We start from the raw sequence: 14,955 nt of genomic DNA on the forward strand, positions 1-14,955 counted from the left end.
CCGTTGAAAAGACTCAAGGATCGCCGCAGCCGCCCTTGCGGAGCGCGCTCAATGGGTTAGCAAGGGCGGACCCGACAGATTGGCGATTCGAAACGGCGGACGAGCGGCGGTTAAGCGACGGTGATCCGGTTTCTGCACACGGCCGACTGGCAGATCGGCAAGCCGTTCGGCGGGTTCGAGCCGGAAGCGCGCTTCCGGCTGCGCGACGAGCGCTTCAACGTCGTCGCGCGGATCGCGGCGCTGGCGGCCGAGCGGTCCTGCGACGCGGTCGTGGTGGCGGGCGACGCCTTCGACGACAACACCGTCTCCGATCGCGAGATCAATCGCACGCTGGAGGCCATGAAGGGCTTCGGCGGCCCCTGGGTGATGCTGCCGGGCAATCACGATGCGGCGCTGTCCGTCAGCGTCTGGACGAGGCTTTCGCGTCTCGCCGAGCGGCTCGGCGTCACCAATCTCGTCGTCGCCGACCGGCCGGAGACGATCTTTTTGTGCGATGGGCGCCTCGCAATCCTGCCGGCGCCGCTGACTCGCCGCCACGAAGGGGCCGACCTCACCGGCTGGTTCGACGAGGAAGCCACGCCGCCGGGCGCGATCCGCCTCGGCCTTGCCCATGGTGCCGTCGCCAACCGCCTGCCGGAGGCCGCCGAGTCCGGCAATCCGATCGCCGACGACCGGGCGGCGCGGGCGCGGCTCGACTATCTCGCCCTCGGCGACTGGCACGGCTTCGTCGAGATCGCGGAAAAGACCGTCTATGCCGGCACGCCCGAACCCGACCGCTACCCGGCCAACGAGCCCGGCCATGTCGCGCTGGTCGAGATCGACGGGCCGGGCGAGGCGCCGCGGGTCGAGCGGGTGCGCACGGCGCGTTACGACTGGCGCGCGCTCGCCGTGCGCCTCGACGGGGATACCGGTGCGCTGACGGAGACGCTGGAGGCGATCGAACGGCCGGGTGAGACGCTGGTCAAGCTGACGTTGTCGGGTGCCTTGTCGCTGCGCGACCGGGTAGCGCTCGACGCGCTGATCGAAACGTGGACGGCCCGGCTCTTCGACCTTGCCGTCGATGACACCGGTCTCTTTGACGAACCGGACGTCGAGGATCTCGACGCGATCGACGTCTCCGGCTTCGTGCGCGTCGCTATCGAGCGGCTGCGCGAGAAGGCTGCGGACCCGGCCGATCCGGAGCGGGAGGCGGCCGCGCTCGCGCTCCGGATGGCTTATGTCGAACATCGCCGGCTCGCCGGCGAGGGCAATTGAGACAATGGTACGAGGGGCGCCATGTATCTGAAGTCGCTCACCGTCACCGATTTCGCAGGTCTCGTCCGCGCCGAGATCGGCGCGCTGGAGCCCGGACTCAACATCGTCGTCGGCGACAACGAGGTCGGCAAGTCGACGCTTCTCACAGCGCTGCGCGCCGCCTTCTTCCAGAAGCATCGTGCGACCGGCGCCGCCGTGCAGGCCTTTCTGCCCTATGGCGGGAGCGGGCGGCCATCGGTCGCGATCGAATTCGAGCTGGGTGAGATCGCTTTTTCGCTGGCCAAGGCCTTCCTCTCCAAGCCTTCGGCGGAGCTCGCCTGGGCGGCGAACCGGATCTCGGGCGATGCGGTGGAGGAAAAGCTCGCCGAGCTCTTACGCTTCTCGCCGCCCGGCCGCGGCGATCCGAAGCTATCCGAACACCAGGGCGCCTTTGGCCTGCTCTGGGTCGAGCAGGGGCGCTCGAATGCCGGCCTCGATCTCGGTGCGGGCAAGGATGCGCTGACGGCATCGCTCGAAGGCGAGGTCGGCCAAATCCTCGGCGGCGAGCGAGGCCGCACCCTGACCGCGAGCGCCAAGGCGCTGCAGGACCGGTTCTTCACGGACACGCTTCGGGCAAAGACCGGCTCGCCGCTGAAGGCGGTCGAGGATCGGCTCGCTGCAGCAAGGGAAGAGCGGGCGGAGAAGGCGGCGGCGCTGCGCGAACTGGAGGACAAGCTCGACCGTCTTGCGGATCGGCGCCACCGGCTGGGCGGCTATGAGGAAGCCGAAACGATCGCCAAGGCAGAGGCGGCGCTTCAGGCGGCCGAGGAGGAGGCCCGCAGGGCGGCCGAGCGGGACCGCGAATGGCAGGCCGCCGACGCCGCGCTGAAGCACTCCGAATCGGTTCGCCAGAGCACGCTCGACCGGCTCGCCCGGCGCGACGCCCTGGCCGAGGCGACGGCGAAGGCGGCGGAACGGGCCGAAACGGTGCGGACCCTCTTCGCCGAGGTGGACGCCGAATCGCGCGAGGCCGCAGCGGCGGTCCTTGAGAGAACGGAAGAGCGCGAGCGCGCGCGAGACGAGGCCCGATCCGCCGAGCGGGCGGAAGAGGCGGGGCGGCTGCGCCATGAACTCGAGCGCGAACGGCGAGAGCTCGCAAGGCTCGGCGAAGCCATCGCCGCGGCGAATGCCGTGGGCGAAGAGATCAAGGCGCGCCAGCGCAGCCGCGCGGCGATCACGCTCGACGCCAAGGCGATGGCGGCGCTCGAGACGGCGGAGGAACGACGCCGCGAGAGCGCGGCGCGCCTCAGCGTCGGCGCCCCGGCGGTGACCTTCTCGCCGAAGGCGGCAGGCGGCGCCATCCGGAACGCGGACGGGGCCGCGATCGCCGCAGAGACGGCGTATCGTGTGACGAAGCGCTCGCAGTTCCATCTCGACGGGTTCGGCCTCGTGACGATCGAGCCCGGCGGGGACGCGGCCGTGCTCGCCGAAGAGCATCAGGCTTGCGAGCGGGCGCTCGCCGCCCTGCTCGAACGCTTCCGGCTGGAATCGGTCGAGGCCGGGCGGGCCGCTCTTCAGCGTGCCCGGGACTTCGATGCCGAGATCCGTGCGCTCGGCGCGCGCCGCGATGCGCTGATTCCTGATGGGATGGACCGGGCGGTCGCCGCGCGCGATGCGGCTGCGGCCAGCGTGGAGCGGCTGGCGGACCGGCTGGCCGAAGCAGGCGGGGAAGGGGTATCCCCCGAGGATCCGCCGGCCGCGATCCGCGAGCGGCTGGAACGCGCGCGCAAGGCGCTGCAGGTGGCGGACGCCGCCGTGGAGGCGGCACGCCGCGCCGCCTCGGACGCCGCGCTCCGCCGCGCCACGGCCGAAGCCGAGGTGACGCATCGTGCCGGCGAGGCGGAGCGCCTGCGTGCGGAACTTGATACCGCCGAATCGGCCGAGCTGCGGGCGGCGCTCGCCGCTGCCGTGGCCGGCGCCGAGGCCGACCGGACGGCGAAGGCCGAACTGGTGGCGCTGCGCCTGCGCGAACGCGAGGCCGCCGATCCCAAGGCCGCGGCCGAAGCGCTGGAGGCGCGGCGGGCGGGGCTGAAGCGAATCAATCAGACGGTGACGGCGCTGCGCGACGAGGTGCTGTCGCTCGAAGCCGAACTGCGGGCCGAAGGCGGCAAGGGCCTCGGCGAGGCGATCACCGGGCTCGACGGGGAGATCGACGCGCTGGAGATCCGCCGCAGCCGCCTGCAACGGGAGGCCGACGCCTCGCGGCTGCTCTATGGCGAACTCGTCCGCGCCCAGCGCGAGGCGCGCGAGCACTGGCTGGGTCCGATCAAGTCGCGGGTGGGGCCCTATCTGAAGCTGATCCACCCCGAGAGCGAGGTCGAGCTCGACGAGGAAACGCTGGAGATCAAGGCGCTGCACCGTGCCGGCGTCGCCGAGGACTTCAAGCGGCTGTCGGCCGGCGCGCGCGAGCAGGTTGCCGTGGTCACCCGGCTGGCGCTCGCGCACGTGCTGAAGACCGGCGGCCATCCCGCGGCGGTGATTCTCGACGATGCGCTAGTCAACACCGACGAGAAACGGCTCGAGCGCATGCACCGGGTCCTCGAGCGCGCGGCGCGCGACCTGCAGGTGATCGTGCTCACCTGCCGCGAACGCGACTTCCGCGATCTGGGCGCGCCGATCTTCCGGCTCTGAAGTCCCCGCGAAGCAAAGCGCGCACCAACCGGGGGATCTGCGGGATGTCGCCTCGGGCGCATCCTCCGGGACGGGAATCCATCCGCGAAACACCGTCCATCTGCCCCTTCGGCCCGCCGATCGACGTCAAAACCCTTCAAATCCGGCACTTTTGGCGAAATGGTTAACGGGTGGTGACCGGAAAAGTGGCATCGGCGCAACACGGGTGTGACCAAAGCGTCCCACGGGGGCCATTGTGGCATTTAGGCGATTGCATCAAATCCGCTGCTGGCTAATGTCGCCTTCAGAAAGCGGGGGCCAAGCGCTTCGGACTTTCGCAGAGGGGATGGGGCAGGGAAGGCTGTCCTTCATAAAAGGCCCAACCCTAACCTATAAATTGACTGGAGGTCAGGACATGAACATCAAGAGCCTTCTTCTCGGCTCCGCTGCGGCCCTCGTCGCAGTCTCCGGCGCCCGCGCTGCGGACGTCATCGTGCCGGTTGCCGAGCCCGAGCCGGCTAACTACGTCAAGGTTTGCGACGTTTACGGCGCAGGCTTCTACTACATCCCGGGCACCGAGACCTGCCTCTCGATCAGCGGCTACGTCCGGTTCCAGTACAACGTTGCTGGCTCGGTCGAGGATGACTTCGGTAACCGTTACGTCACCAACTCCGAAGGCGACGACTACCAGGCTGGTTCGCAGGTCCGCGTCCGTCTGAACTTCGATGCCCGCGAAGAGACCGAGCTCGGCACCCTGCGCGCCTTCGCTCGTATCCAGGCGACCAACACCTTCGGTGCCTACTCCGCCGACCAGGTCTACGCGATGGACCAGGGTTACCTGCAGCTCGGCGGCCTGACCATGGGCTACACCGACAGCCTGTGGACCCAGGACGACGGCCTGCTGACGGATACCGACCTCGCGGTTGGCGACTATCAGCTGAACCGGGTCTCCTACACCTATGCCGACAACGGCTTCTCGGCGGCTCTGTCGCTCGAAGACGATGGGACCGGTGACTTCGCTCCGGACGCCGTCGGCCTCCTGAAGTACGAGGGTGGTTGGGGTTACGCTTACATCGCTGCTTCTTATGACGAGCAGCAGCGCAACGGCCTCCTGCCGGACGGCTTCGTCGACTACGGCAGCGGCTACTTCTACAGCTACAACACCGCCTTCTCGACCGCGACCTACGGCAACAGCGACGACGATGGCGCGTTCGCTCTGAAGGGCGCTCTGTCGCTCAAGGACCTGATCGCGACCGACTCCGAGCTGAAGGTTGAGGGTTCGTACGCCTTCGATCCGTCGTCCTACTCGACGATCGGTATCTTCAACAACGTCGCGACCCTGGGTATCCAGAACGACACGCTGACCGGCACGATCCCGGTCGAGTGGCAGATCGGCGCCGGCTACGCCCAGAAGTTCGGCAAGCTCGGCTTCGCTCTGGCGGGTGCCTATGGCGAGACCTTCGACTACGGCACGTACAACGGCGCGGGCAACTTCGTGCAGTACGGCGACGGCTCCTACTACAAGCTGGTCGGCAACGTCGGCTACAACATCACGAAGAACTTCGATATGCTGGCGGAAGTTTCCTACGCCAACTTCGACTTCAGCGGCAACAACTCGGCGAACGACAACTCGTTCGACCAGACCGCGGGCTTCCTCCGCTTCGTCCGCTCCTTCTAATAGAGCGACAGTCTGAAGAATTGGGGCCTGGCGTTCGCGCCGGGCCCTTTTTGCGTCTGCTCTGATCGTCCAACCCGCGTTCCCAGTTGCCGTCCCGGCAGAAACGCCTAGCTTCCACGCCATCGTCCCCGCCGAGCGGAGATCCTGAATGTGGCGCGTCATGGGAAGATTGCTTCTGGTCGCCGGCGGTGTCTTGGGTCTCGGCAAGGTGATGTCGGACCGCAACCGAGCCGATCGCTCGGACGCGCCGCCGAACGGGCAGAGCGATGCGGGCACCGGGCCGCCCCCCGGAAGCACAGGATTAGGTGAAGCCGCAGGTGCCGATGTCGATCCCAGGATCGCTTCCCGGCAGGGAACCGACGCGGCCGCACCGCGTCACCCCTTGGAAAGGGAGACGCAGACGATGTCCGACGAAAGCTCCTCCAAGACCATTGTTCCGGGCCAATCACCCGATGGCGAACCGCGCGCTGAGGCCGTGACCGACGAGCCGCCTGAACATCCGGTCGAAGCCTGGCGGGAGACGAGCCGGGTCGCGGCTGCAAGCCGAACCGCGCCGGTCCCGGAAGGACCGAAAGGGGCGGCAGAAGATCCGCTCGCGGCAAAGCACAAGGCGACGCGATTCGACCGGGACTTCCGAACGCTCGACTACGCCAATCTCTCGCGCGACGAAGCCGAGCGCGAGACGGAGCGGCGCCGCCGGACGCGGCAACATTCGAGCTGGCACCCGGCCAAGCCCGGCTCCAAGCGATGCGAGCCGGTCAAGGAAGCCCAATTCTCGCCCTTTGGCGGCAGTACCATCTCGGCAGAGGTCATCAGGGGACGGAGCGACAGGGCGCCGGACATGATGCCGACGCTGCCGGGAGAGGGGTCACCTTCCGGACCGCAGCAAGAGGCCGGTCGAGGTGCGTCCTCCCGTCGTTCCGAAACGGGTCGGCACGCAATCAGCGCCCCCAATCCCGACGGGCCTACGCCTTCACGCGATGCCCGCAAGGGCCTGCCGAGTGATCCGCTGGCGGAGAAGCACAAGGCGGAGCGCTTCGACAAGGATTTTCGCACGCTCGACTATCGCCGCCTCAACGCCTCGAAAACCGGGGCCGAGCAGTCCAAGCCGTCCGGCACGGCCGGTGACCCCCAGGCCGACGGACCTCCTGCCGGCGAGCCCGCAGCCGCGAGCTTTCGGGTCAGCGGCGTCAGCGGCCCGGTCATAGGCGCACCGCAGACGGCGGACGAAGGCGGCGCGGGCCGAAGCGGGGACGCCGCTTCCGGCGGCCCGGAGCGGGAGGCTCGCGAGCCGCAACGCCGGGACCATCCGCGAGGCGGAACGCCGGACGATCTGACGCGCATCGCCGGGATCGGTCCCGCGATCGAGCGGCTTCTGCATGATCTCGGCATCTTCCACTACGATCAGATCGCCGCGCTCGGCGAAGCGGAAGCGCGGTGGCTGGACGACAAGCTCGGCTTTTCCGGCCGAATCGCCGAAGAGCGCTGGGTCGATCAGGCAAAGACGCTCGAGGCGGAGGGGCGGGCTGACCGGACCTCTTAGGGGCGGGAGCGCTCGTCCACCATCGCCAGGAAGGCGTCGATCCGGTCGGCGAGCCCTCCGACTTCCAGCATGGGCGCATGGCCCTGACCGATTGCGAGCAGGCTCTGCATCTCTCGATGCTCGCGGTGCATGCGCTCGACCGTCGCGGCGGCGAACAGCGTCGAGAATTCGCCGCGGATGACGAGCAGCGGCACCTCGCGGAGCAGAGCGAAGAGATCCCAGAGTTCCGGCAGGTCCGCCTCAAGGTCCAGCGTCCGAAGCGGTTCGAGCAGACGCGAATCATAGTCGCCGACGATCCTGCCGTCCCTTTCGGCGAAGCCCGCGCGCGCGAAGCGCTCGAAGTCGGGACGGCGGACAATCGGAAACGTGCGCGCATTGGCGCTTTCGACCGCATTGACGGCGGATTGCCAGTCCGGAAATGATTCGATGCGGCCGACGGTGTCGCGGATGAGCCTCAGGCCGTCCGGCTCGAGGCGCGGCCCGGCATCGTTGAAGATCGCGCCGGCGATGAGGTCGGGGCGGACGGCCGCCAGCATCTGGATGACGAGCGCGCCGCGGGAGGTGCCGAGGAAGATCGCCCGGCCGATCCCGAGATGGTCGAGCCCGGCGGCGATATCCCCGGCCTCGGCCGGAATGGTGTAGGCGTCCGGGCCTTCCGCGTGATCGGAGCGTCCACGACCGCGATAGTCGAAGGCCACGACCGCCCGCTTGCTGTTCCCTGAGCGGATCAACGCGGCCAGCGGATGAAAATCGCGGGCGTTGCGCGTCAGCCCCGAGAGGCAGACCAGCGGCAGGCGGGACTCATCCGGCGATCCATAGAGCCGCCCAGCAAGTTCCAGACCGTCATTGCGGTAGCGGATGTCCTGGAACGCCGGATCGCTCATGACCTCACTAGGCCTGTGCAGGAGGGGGTGCCGCCTCTCGCGCCGGTCATGCGCGGCGTAGGCGAGTGAAGCGCCTCAGGAGCCGTTCGCCCGCCCGAATCTGAGGTCGCGCACGACGTCGAAACCGGCACCCAGACGGATCTTGTAGACCTCGTAGTTCTCGAGCACGCGCTGCACATAGTTGCGGGTCTCCGTGAACGGGATGCGCTCGACCCAGTCGACCACGTCTTCCAGCGACTTGCCGCGCGGATCGCCGAACCGGTCAATCCATTCGCGCGCCCGGCGCGGACCGGCATTATAGGCGGCGAAAGTCAGGACGTACGAGCCGGCGAAATTGTCGATCTGCTCGCCGAGATATTGCGCGCCGAGCATGGCGTTGTAGCCGGGGTCCGAGGTCAGCCGGTCCGGCGAGTAGGAGACGCCCACCTTGCGCGCCATGTTTCGGGCGGTGCCGGGCATCAGCTGGAGCAGGCCGAGCGCGCCCGCCGACGAGCGCGCACGCGGATTGAAGGCGCTTTCCTGGCGGGCGATCGCATAGGCGAGCGCCTTTCCGGCGGCCGAGATGTTGGCGTCGCTCGGGATCACGCCGATCGGGAAGGCGAGGGCCGGCGCGTCGATGCCGCGCCAATAGGCGATCTTGCCGACCCTGAGAGCGAGGTGGTGGTCTCCGCGGCGCTCCGCCATGACCGAGAGGAGGGCGAGTTCGCCAGGGCTGTCGAGCTCCTCGGCAAGATCCTTGTAGAGGATGTCGGCGCGCCAGTCGGAGCCGATCTCCTCGAGCCGCTGGATGGCCCTGACGGCGGGCCGGCTGGCGAAGCGCTGCCGCTCCGCCGATGACGGTTCGGGAAAGACGATCGCGTCGGGTCTGCGGCCGAGACGGGCGGCGGCAAGCTGGCCGTAATAGGTCGCACCGTAATGCGCCGCCCGCGTGTAATAGGTGCCGGCATCGCGGGAGCCGGCGGCCTCGGCGGCGCGGCCCAGCCAGTAATAGCCGCGCGACAGGGACAGCGGCATGTTCGACAGCTTGACGATCCTGGCGAAGTGCGCGAGCGCCGTTCTCGGATCATTCAGGAAGCGCAGCGCGATCCAGCCGGCATGGAACTCGGCTTCGACGGCCTCGCTTCCGGTCTCCACCGAATGGCGGGCGGCGACCCGGTAGGCGAGTTTCGGCTGATTGAGATCCAGAAGGTCGCGGGCGACGATCCGCCGCTCGTTCCACCAGGCGTCGGGATCGATGAGCGCTGCCGGATCGGTCGGAGCGCTCAGCAGGATCGATGCCGCATCGTCGGTCTTGTGGTGCTTGCGGTAATACTCGACGAGGGCGAGCTGGAAGCTCGGATCGGAGCGCTGGGCCGCAGGCACGGCGTTGATCAGCTTGGCCGCGCTCGCCTCGTTGCGGATCACGGCCGCCCGGGCCCGGTAGAGCGCCGTCGCGCCAGCGAGGTCGGCGACCCGGCTCGCATCGCTGACCCGCTCGGCATAGAGCAGCCTGTCCATGCGGTATTTGTGATCGGCGCGGGTGAGCAGCGTCCCGAAGACCTTGAGGAGTTCGCTCTCCGTCGAACGGTCGAGGTCTTCCTTGCGCCAGACGGCGGAGATGAGGCGGCTTGCGCGGCCGACCTCGCCGACTCCGATATAGGCGCGGGCTAGTGCCATCGCGCCGCGCGGGCTTTCGGGCGCGCTCCCGTTAAACGCGCCGATGACTTCGGCGGCCGGGCGGTCCTCCTGGTAGAGCGCGCGCTCGCTGTTGACCCTGAGGTCCTTCAGTCCGGGCCAGCCCTTGAGCTGACGGGCGGCGGACGCGATGTCGGCGGCCGGAACCCGCGACCCGCCGGAGAGCGCGATCGCCCAGGTCAGGATCTCGCGGTCGAGCGAACCCGGCATCATCCCTTCGCGAATGGCCCGCGCCTTGTCGGGATTGTTGTCCGACAGGGCCTGCAGGCCGTCCTTGAGCACGCCGTCCTGCGGGCGCACCGACGCATTCACCCGCGGCATCGCCGCGATCGATGCGGTGAAGGCGGTGCTGGTGGCGGGAGCCGCCGCGCGTTGCTGGCCGGCCGAAGACAGGAACGGGTTGGCCTGCGGCACGGCGACCGGTCCACCGAACCGCCTCGTATCCAGCGAAACAGCCGCATCGCCCGTAGACGGGCGCGCGGTCGGAATCGGGCCGGTCGCCGGCAGCACCGGGATCTCGTCCGCGAAAACGATGCCGGGCAGCATCGACGCGGCGACCACGGCGGTGACGATCCGGCGAGCGCGCTTATGTCCTGTCATGGCCAACCTTTCGGAGGGTCAGTGGAAAGTCTATACGTCCGGCAGCCATCTGCCGGAATGGTTTCCCAATCTCTCACATCTGCGATTAAGGCGCCGTTACCGCTCGGCTCCGGCCTTCTGTATCGGCCGCCTGCATCGGCCGCGCCCCGCTTGTGTCGCCTCAGGGGCTTCAATAATGTGCCCCGCTCTGGTGGCCAGTTTGAGGCCGGCGGCCCGGCGATGCAATGGATCCCGACCTTGAGCGGGGTGTGCTTCCGGGATAAGGCGCGCATTCCGGGAGTTTGGGAGTCATGGAAACGATGTTCAAGGGTTCGATACCGGCGCTGATCACGCCGTTCTCGGAGGATGGCTCGCTCGCGGAAGAGACCTTCGCGGAGTTCGTCGCCTGGCAGATCGCGGAAGGATCGAGCGGGGTGGTGCCGGTCGGAACCACCGGCGAGAGCCCGACGCTCACGCATGACGAGCACAAGCGCGTCGTCGAGATCTGCGTGAAGGCGACGGCGGGCCGGGTGCCGGTGATCGCGGGCGCGGGTTCGAACAATACGGAAGAGGCGATCGATCTCGCCCGCTTCGCCGAGAAGGCCGGCGCCGACGGCCTGCTCGTCGTCACGCCCTATTACAACAAGCCGAACCAGAAAGGGCTCTACGCCCACTTCTCGGCGATCGCCAAGGCGGTCTCGCTGCCGATCCTGATCTACAACATTCCCGGCCGCTCGGTGATCGACATGACGCCGGAGACGATGGGCCGGCTTGCTGCGGACTTTGCCAATATCGTCGGGGTCAAGGACGCCACGGCCAAGGTCGACCGGGTCTCCGAGCAGCGCCAGACCTGCGGCGAGGGCTTCATCCAGCTTTCCGGCGAGGACGCCACCGCGCTCGGCTTCAACGCCCATGGCGGGCATGGCTGCATCTCGGTCACGGCCAATGTGGCGCCGCGCCTTTGCGCCGACATGCAGGCTGCCTGCGCGGCCGGCGATTACGCCAAGGCGCTCGCCTGTCAGGACCGGCTGATGCCGCTCCACAAGGCGCTGTTCATCGAGCCCAATCCGACCGGCGTGAAATATGCGCTGTCGAAGCTCGGCAAGGCGCGCAACTCGGTGCGTTCGCCGCTGGTGACCGTCGATCCGTCGACGGAAGAGGCGATCGACGCAGCGCTTCGCCACGCCGGCCTCCTCAATTGAATTTCCGGCCGGGCATGCGCATCTTGAGAGGCCCAGCCCGACGTCCGATGATCGCGAGAAAGGGCACGCGCGGCCGAATGGCTTGAGCGCGTGCAGGAGAGTGAATGGCCAAGAAGAAAGCCCCGGACTCCAATGTCGCGGCGGAGAACCGCAAGGCCCGGTTCAACTACGAGATCGTCGACACGCTGGAGGCTGGCCTCGTGCTCACCGGCACCGAGGTGAAGTCGCTGCGCGGCGGCAAGGCCTCGATCGCCGAATCCTATGCGACCGAAGAGGGCGGCGAGCTCTGGCTGATCAACTCCAACCTGCCGGAATATCTCCAGGCCAACCGCTTCAACCACAATCCGAAGCGCCGCCGGAAGATCCTCGTCCACCGTTCGCAGCTCGCAAAGCTCGCGGGCGCCGTGCAGAAGGACGGAATGACGCTCGTCCCGCTCAGGATCTACTTCAACGACAAGGGCACGGCTAAGCTCCTCCTTGCTCTGGCCAAGGGCAAGAACGCGCCCGACAAGCGCCAGACCATCAAGGAGCGCGACTGGAACCGGCAGAAGCAGCGGCTTCTGAAGCAGGGGTGAGGCGGGAGATCGGCGTTGCCCGTGCCTGTCGAACGGCTGACATCGATCTGGTGGCAGATGCCGCGGTCTCCCGACGGCTGCGCGATCGATTCGCGTCGCGGCCGATCGGCGTCGGGAGCGCCGGAGAGGGGGTGAGCGGGATGGATGGACTGCGCCTTGAACAGGTGACCAAGCGGTTCGGCGAGACCGCCGCGGTGAACGCGGTCTCGCTGGACGTCGCCAAGGGCGAGTTCGTCGCGCTGCTGGGGCCATCGGGCTGCGGCAAGACTACGCTCCTTAGGCTGATCGCGGGATTCGAGGCGCTGAGCGAGGGCGCGATCTCGGTCGGCCCGGACCTCTTTTCCGGCCCCGGCCGGCACATGCCGCCGGAACGGCGCAATGTCGCGATCGTCTTCCAGTCCTACGCGCTGTGGCCGCATATGAGCGTCGCGCAGAATGTCGGCTACCCGCTGAGGGTGCGCGGCGTCTCGCGCGCCGACCGCGACCGCAAGGTGGCCGAGGCGCTGGGAAGCGTCGACCTCGGCGGCTTTGCCGACCGCCGGCCCGCGGACCTGTCCGGCGGTCAGCGTCAGCGCGTCGCGCTCGCGCGTTGCCTCGTCATGGAGCCGCGGATCGTCCTTCTCGACGAGCCGCTCGCCAATCTCGACGTCGCGCTGAGGGCCTCGATGGAGGAGACCTTCCGCAGCTTCCACGAGCGCACCGGCGCGACCATGGTCTACGTCACCCACGACCAGGCCGAGGCGATGGCGCTCGCCGACCGGGTCGCAGTGATGGAACGGGGCCGGATCGTCCAGTGCGATGCGCCGACGGAACTCTATGCGCGCCCCGCCAGCGAGGCGGTCGCACGATTCATCGGCGGCGGCCAGGTCGTGCCGGCGATGCTGATCGAGGCGGCCGGGGACGGGCTTTACCGCGTCGACACGCTCGGTGCGCGCGCGACGGTGCGCGGGCCGGCCGGGCTCGGGCCCGGACCCGTGCGCCTCAGTCTCAGGGCGAAGGATCTCGCGCCCGCCAATGGGCTGAATGGCGGTGCGGCGATCGAGACAATCGTGCATCGCTCGGTGTTTCGCGGCGGGCATTTCGCCGTCTCCGTCGCGCCGAAGGACGGCGCCGGCGACTTGCTGCTGGAAGCCAATGTCGCGGTCGGCCTCAGGCCGCGCGAGCGCCTGGACCTCCAGATCCATGACGGCTGGCTGATCGCCTGAGCGGGCGGATCACAGCCAGGGCAGGACGCCGCGCGGGAGCCGTCTCGCGAACAGCGCGGTGACGCCCATGATCGCGACGATCACCGCCACGGTCACCGCGGCAACCGCCGAGGCGAGCACGGTGTAGCCGCCGTCGTCGAGGTTGAAGACGACGACGCCGAGCGTCTCGTTGCCGGCCGACCACAGCAGCGCGGAGACGGTCAGCTCGTTGAAGCTGGTCATGAAGGTGAGGATCGCTCCGGCCGCCGCGGCGGGCGCGAGCAGCGGGTAGAGCACGGTGCGCAGCCGGAAGAGATAGCCGGCGCCGGTCATCCGCGCGGCTTCCTCGAGGGCCGGATCGGTCTGCTGGACCGCGCCGATGACCGGCCGCAGCGACAGCGTGAGAAAGCGCGCGAGATAGGCGAAGAAGATGATCCAGATCGTGTTGTAGAGGCTGATCCCGACGAAGGGCAGCGGCATGATGAAGATCAGGATCGCGGCGATGCCGAGGACGATGCCGGGCAGGGCGTAGGGCACTTCGGCGAGCATGGCGAGGCCGCGCAGGAGCCGGCTCGGCCGCCAGACGACAAAGGCGGCGAAGGGCACGGCGACGATCATCAGGAGAGCCGAGGCGCCGCCGGCGAGGAGGAACGAGTTCCGGAAGGCCCGGACCGTCGCGTCCTGGCGGAACAGGACTTCGGCGTAATTCGCCAGCGTCACCGTCTTCTGAGAAAGGGCGACTCCATAGGCGCTGACCAGCGAGGTGGCAAGGAGTGCGATGAGCGGGACGACGAGGATGAGGACGATGATCGCCCAGGCGCCGGCCTCGACGAAGGGTCGGGCACGGCCGAGCGGATAGCTCAGGGCCTGCGACGGGGCGCCTGTCGTGCGGTAGTCGCGGCGCCCGACCAGCAGCGACTGGACGGCGAATCCGAGGACCGCGAGCGCGCCGACGAGGATCGACAGGACCGCGACGTCGGAGATGATCGACGGGCCGAAGCTCGCCAGCCGCTCATAGATGAGGGTCGGCAGCACGGTGTAGCCGGCGGGAATGCCGAGCAGGGCCGGAATGCCGAAATTGCCGATGGCCGAGACATAGGCGAGCGCCGCGCCGGCGACGAGCGGCGGCGTCATCATCGGCAGGACGATGGTGGAGAGCACGGAAAGCCGGCCGCCGCCGCAGGAGCGCGCCGCCTCGATCATCTCGCGCGGCAGCGATCTGAGGCCGGCGCGCACGGTGAGGAAGACCAGCGGGGCGTGCTGGATGCCGAGGAGGAGGATGATCCCGCCGGGGCTGTAGATCGGGTTCGGGCTCCCGAGTGGCGGGGCGAGGCCGAGCGTGATGAGGAGCGGGCTCGCCGGGCCGAAGAGCTGCGCCCAGGAGAGCGCCGTCACCTGCGGCGGGATCATCAGCGGCAGGAGGAAGGAAAAGACCAGCACCGGCTTGCCGCGCATGTCGGTCAGCGCGACGAGGAGCGCGAAGAAGGTTCCGAGGACAAGCGAGATCGCTGTCCCGACGGTGGCGGTGACCAGCGAATGCCAGGCGGCGGTCCATGTCGAGCCGGCCGACAGGACCGCGGCCATGACGGAGAGATCGAAGCGGCCGGCAGGCGCGACCGCCTCCAGGATCAGCCGACCGACCGGCAGCGCGCTGAGGGCCGCGACGAACAGGACGAGAATGGCGAGAGCGACGCTCTCGCCATTCGCACGTTTGGAAAAGACTGCGAACAAGT

At 68.5% G+C, this 14,955-nt stretch carries 10 protein-coding genes; 7 read left to right on the plus strand and 3 right to left on the minus strand.

Annotation, left to right across the window (positions count from 1 at the left end; all coding sequences use genetic code 11):
• Positions 1-120 precede the first annotated feature (120 nt).
• The 4 genes from LH400_RS03850 to LH400_RS03865 all read left to right on the plus strand — a co-directional run bounded on the left by LH400_RS03850 (position 121) and on the right by LH400_RS03865 (position 7,124).
• Positions 121-1,254, plus strand: a complete 1,134-nt coding sequence (locus LH400_RS03850) for a metallophosphoesterase family protein (RefSeq protein WP_229151339.1) — start codon at positions 121-123, stop codon at positions 1,252-1,254.
• A 21-nt stretch (positions 1,255-1,275) separates the two neighbouring features.
• Complete coding sequence (locus tag LH400_RS03855; protein WP_229151340.1) at positions 1,276-3,924, plus strand: AAA family ATPase; 2,649 nt, start codon at positions 1,276-1,278, stop codon at positions 3,922-3,924.
• A 394-nt stretch (positions 3,925-4,318) separates the two neighbouring features.
• The gene (locus tag LH400_RS03860) at positions 4,319-5,581 is read left to right on the plus strand and encodes a porin (RefSeq protein ID WP_229151341.1); all 1,263 of its coding nucleotides are present in this window, start codon (positions 4,319-4,321) and stop codon (positions 5,579-5,581) included.
• A 403-nt stretch (positions 5,582-5,984) separates the two neighbouring features.
• A complete protein-coding gene (locus tag LH400_RS03865) occupies positions 5,985-7,124 on the plus strand; it encodes a helix-hairpin-helix domain-containing protein (protein ID WP_229151342.1) in 1,140 nt (379 codons plus the stop codon).
• Here the strand turns inward: LH400_RS03865 and LH400_RS03870 are convergent.
• Positions 7,121-8,008: an alpha/beta fold hydrolase gene (locus tag LH400_RS03870; RefSeq protein ID WP_229151343.1), complete on the minus strand. Its 888-nt coding sequence runs from the start codon at positions 8,006-8,008 to the stop codon at positions 7,121-7,123. The genes LH400_RS03865 and LH400_RS03870 overlap by 4 nt on opposite strands.
• Positions 8,009-8,083: 75 nt before the next feature.
• The gene (locus LH400_RS03875; protein WP_229151344.1) at positions 8,084-10,282 is read right to left on the minus strand and encodes a lytic transglycosylase domain-containing protein; all 2,199 of its coding nucleotides are present in this window, start codon (positions 10,280-10,282) and stop codon (positions 8,084-8,086) included.
• Positions 10,283-10,581: 299 nt separating this feature from the next.
• Here LH400_RS03875 and dapA point away from each other — a divergent pair, with 299 nt between their 5' ends.
• The 3 genes from dapA (at position 10,582) to LH400_RS03890 (ending at position 13,243) form a co-directional block, all read left to right on the plus strand.
• Complete coding sequence (gene dapA, locus LH400_RS03880; RefSeq protein WP_229151454.1) at positions 10,582-11,463, plus strand: 4-hydroxy-tetrahydrodipicolinate synthase; 882 nt, start codon at positions 10,582-10,584, stop codon at positions 11,461-11,463.
• 104 nt (positions 11,464-11,567) lie between these two features.
• On the plus strand, positions 11,568-12,038 hold the full coding sequence (gene smpB / locus LH400_RS03885) for an SsrA-binding protein SmpB (RefSeq protein ID WP_229151345.1): 471 nt from the start codon (positions 11,568-11,570) through the stop codon (positions 12,036-12,038).
• Positions 12,039-12,178: 140 nt separating this feature from the next.
• Entirely contained in the window at positions 12,179-13,243 is a 1,065-nt protein-coding gene (locus LH400_RS03890; protein ID WP_229151346.1) for an ABC transporter ATP-binding protein, read from the plus strand.
• A gap of 9 nt (positions 13,244-13,252) precedes the next feature.
• On the opposite strand, the gene LH400_RS03895 is transcribed toward LH400_RS03890, so the two are convergent.
• On the minus strand, positions 13,253-14,953 hold the full coding sequence (locus LH400_RS03895; protein ID WP_229151347.1) for an ABC transporter permease: 1,701 nt from the start codon (positions 14,951-14,953) through the stop codon (positions 13,253-13,255).
• Positions 14,954-14,955: the final 2 nt, after the last annotated feature.

This window comes from Jiella soli, assembly GCF_020615385.1.
GTDB lineage: Bacteria > Pseudomonadota > Alphaproteobacteria > Rhizobiales > Rhizobiaceae > VKMB-3413.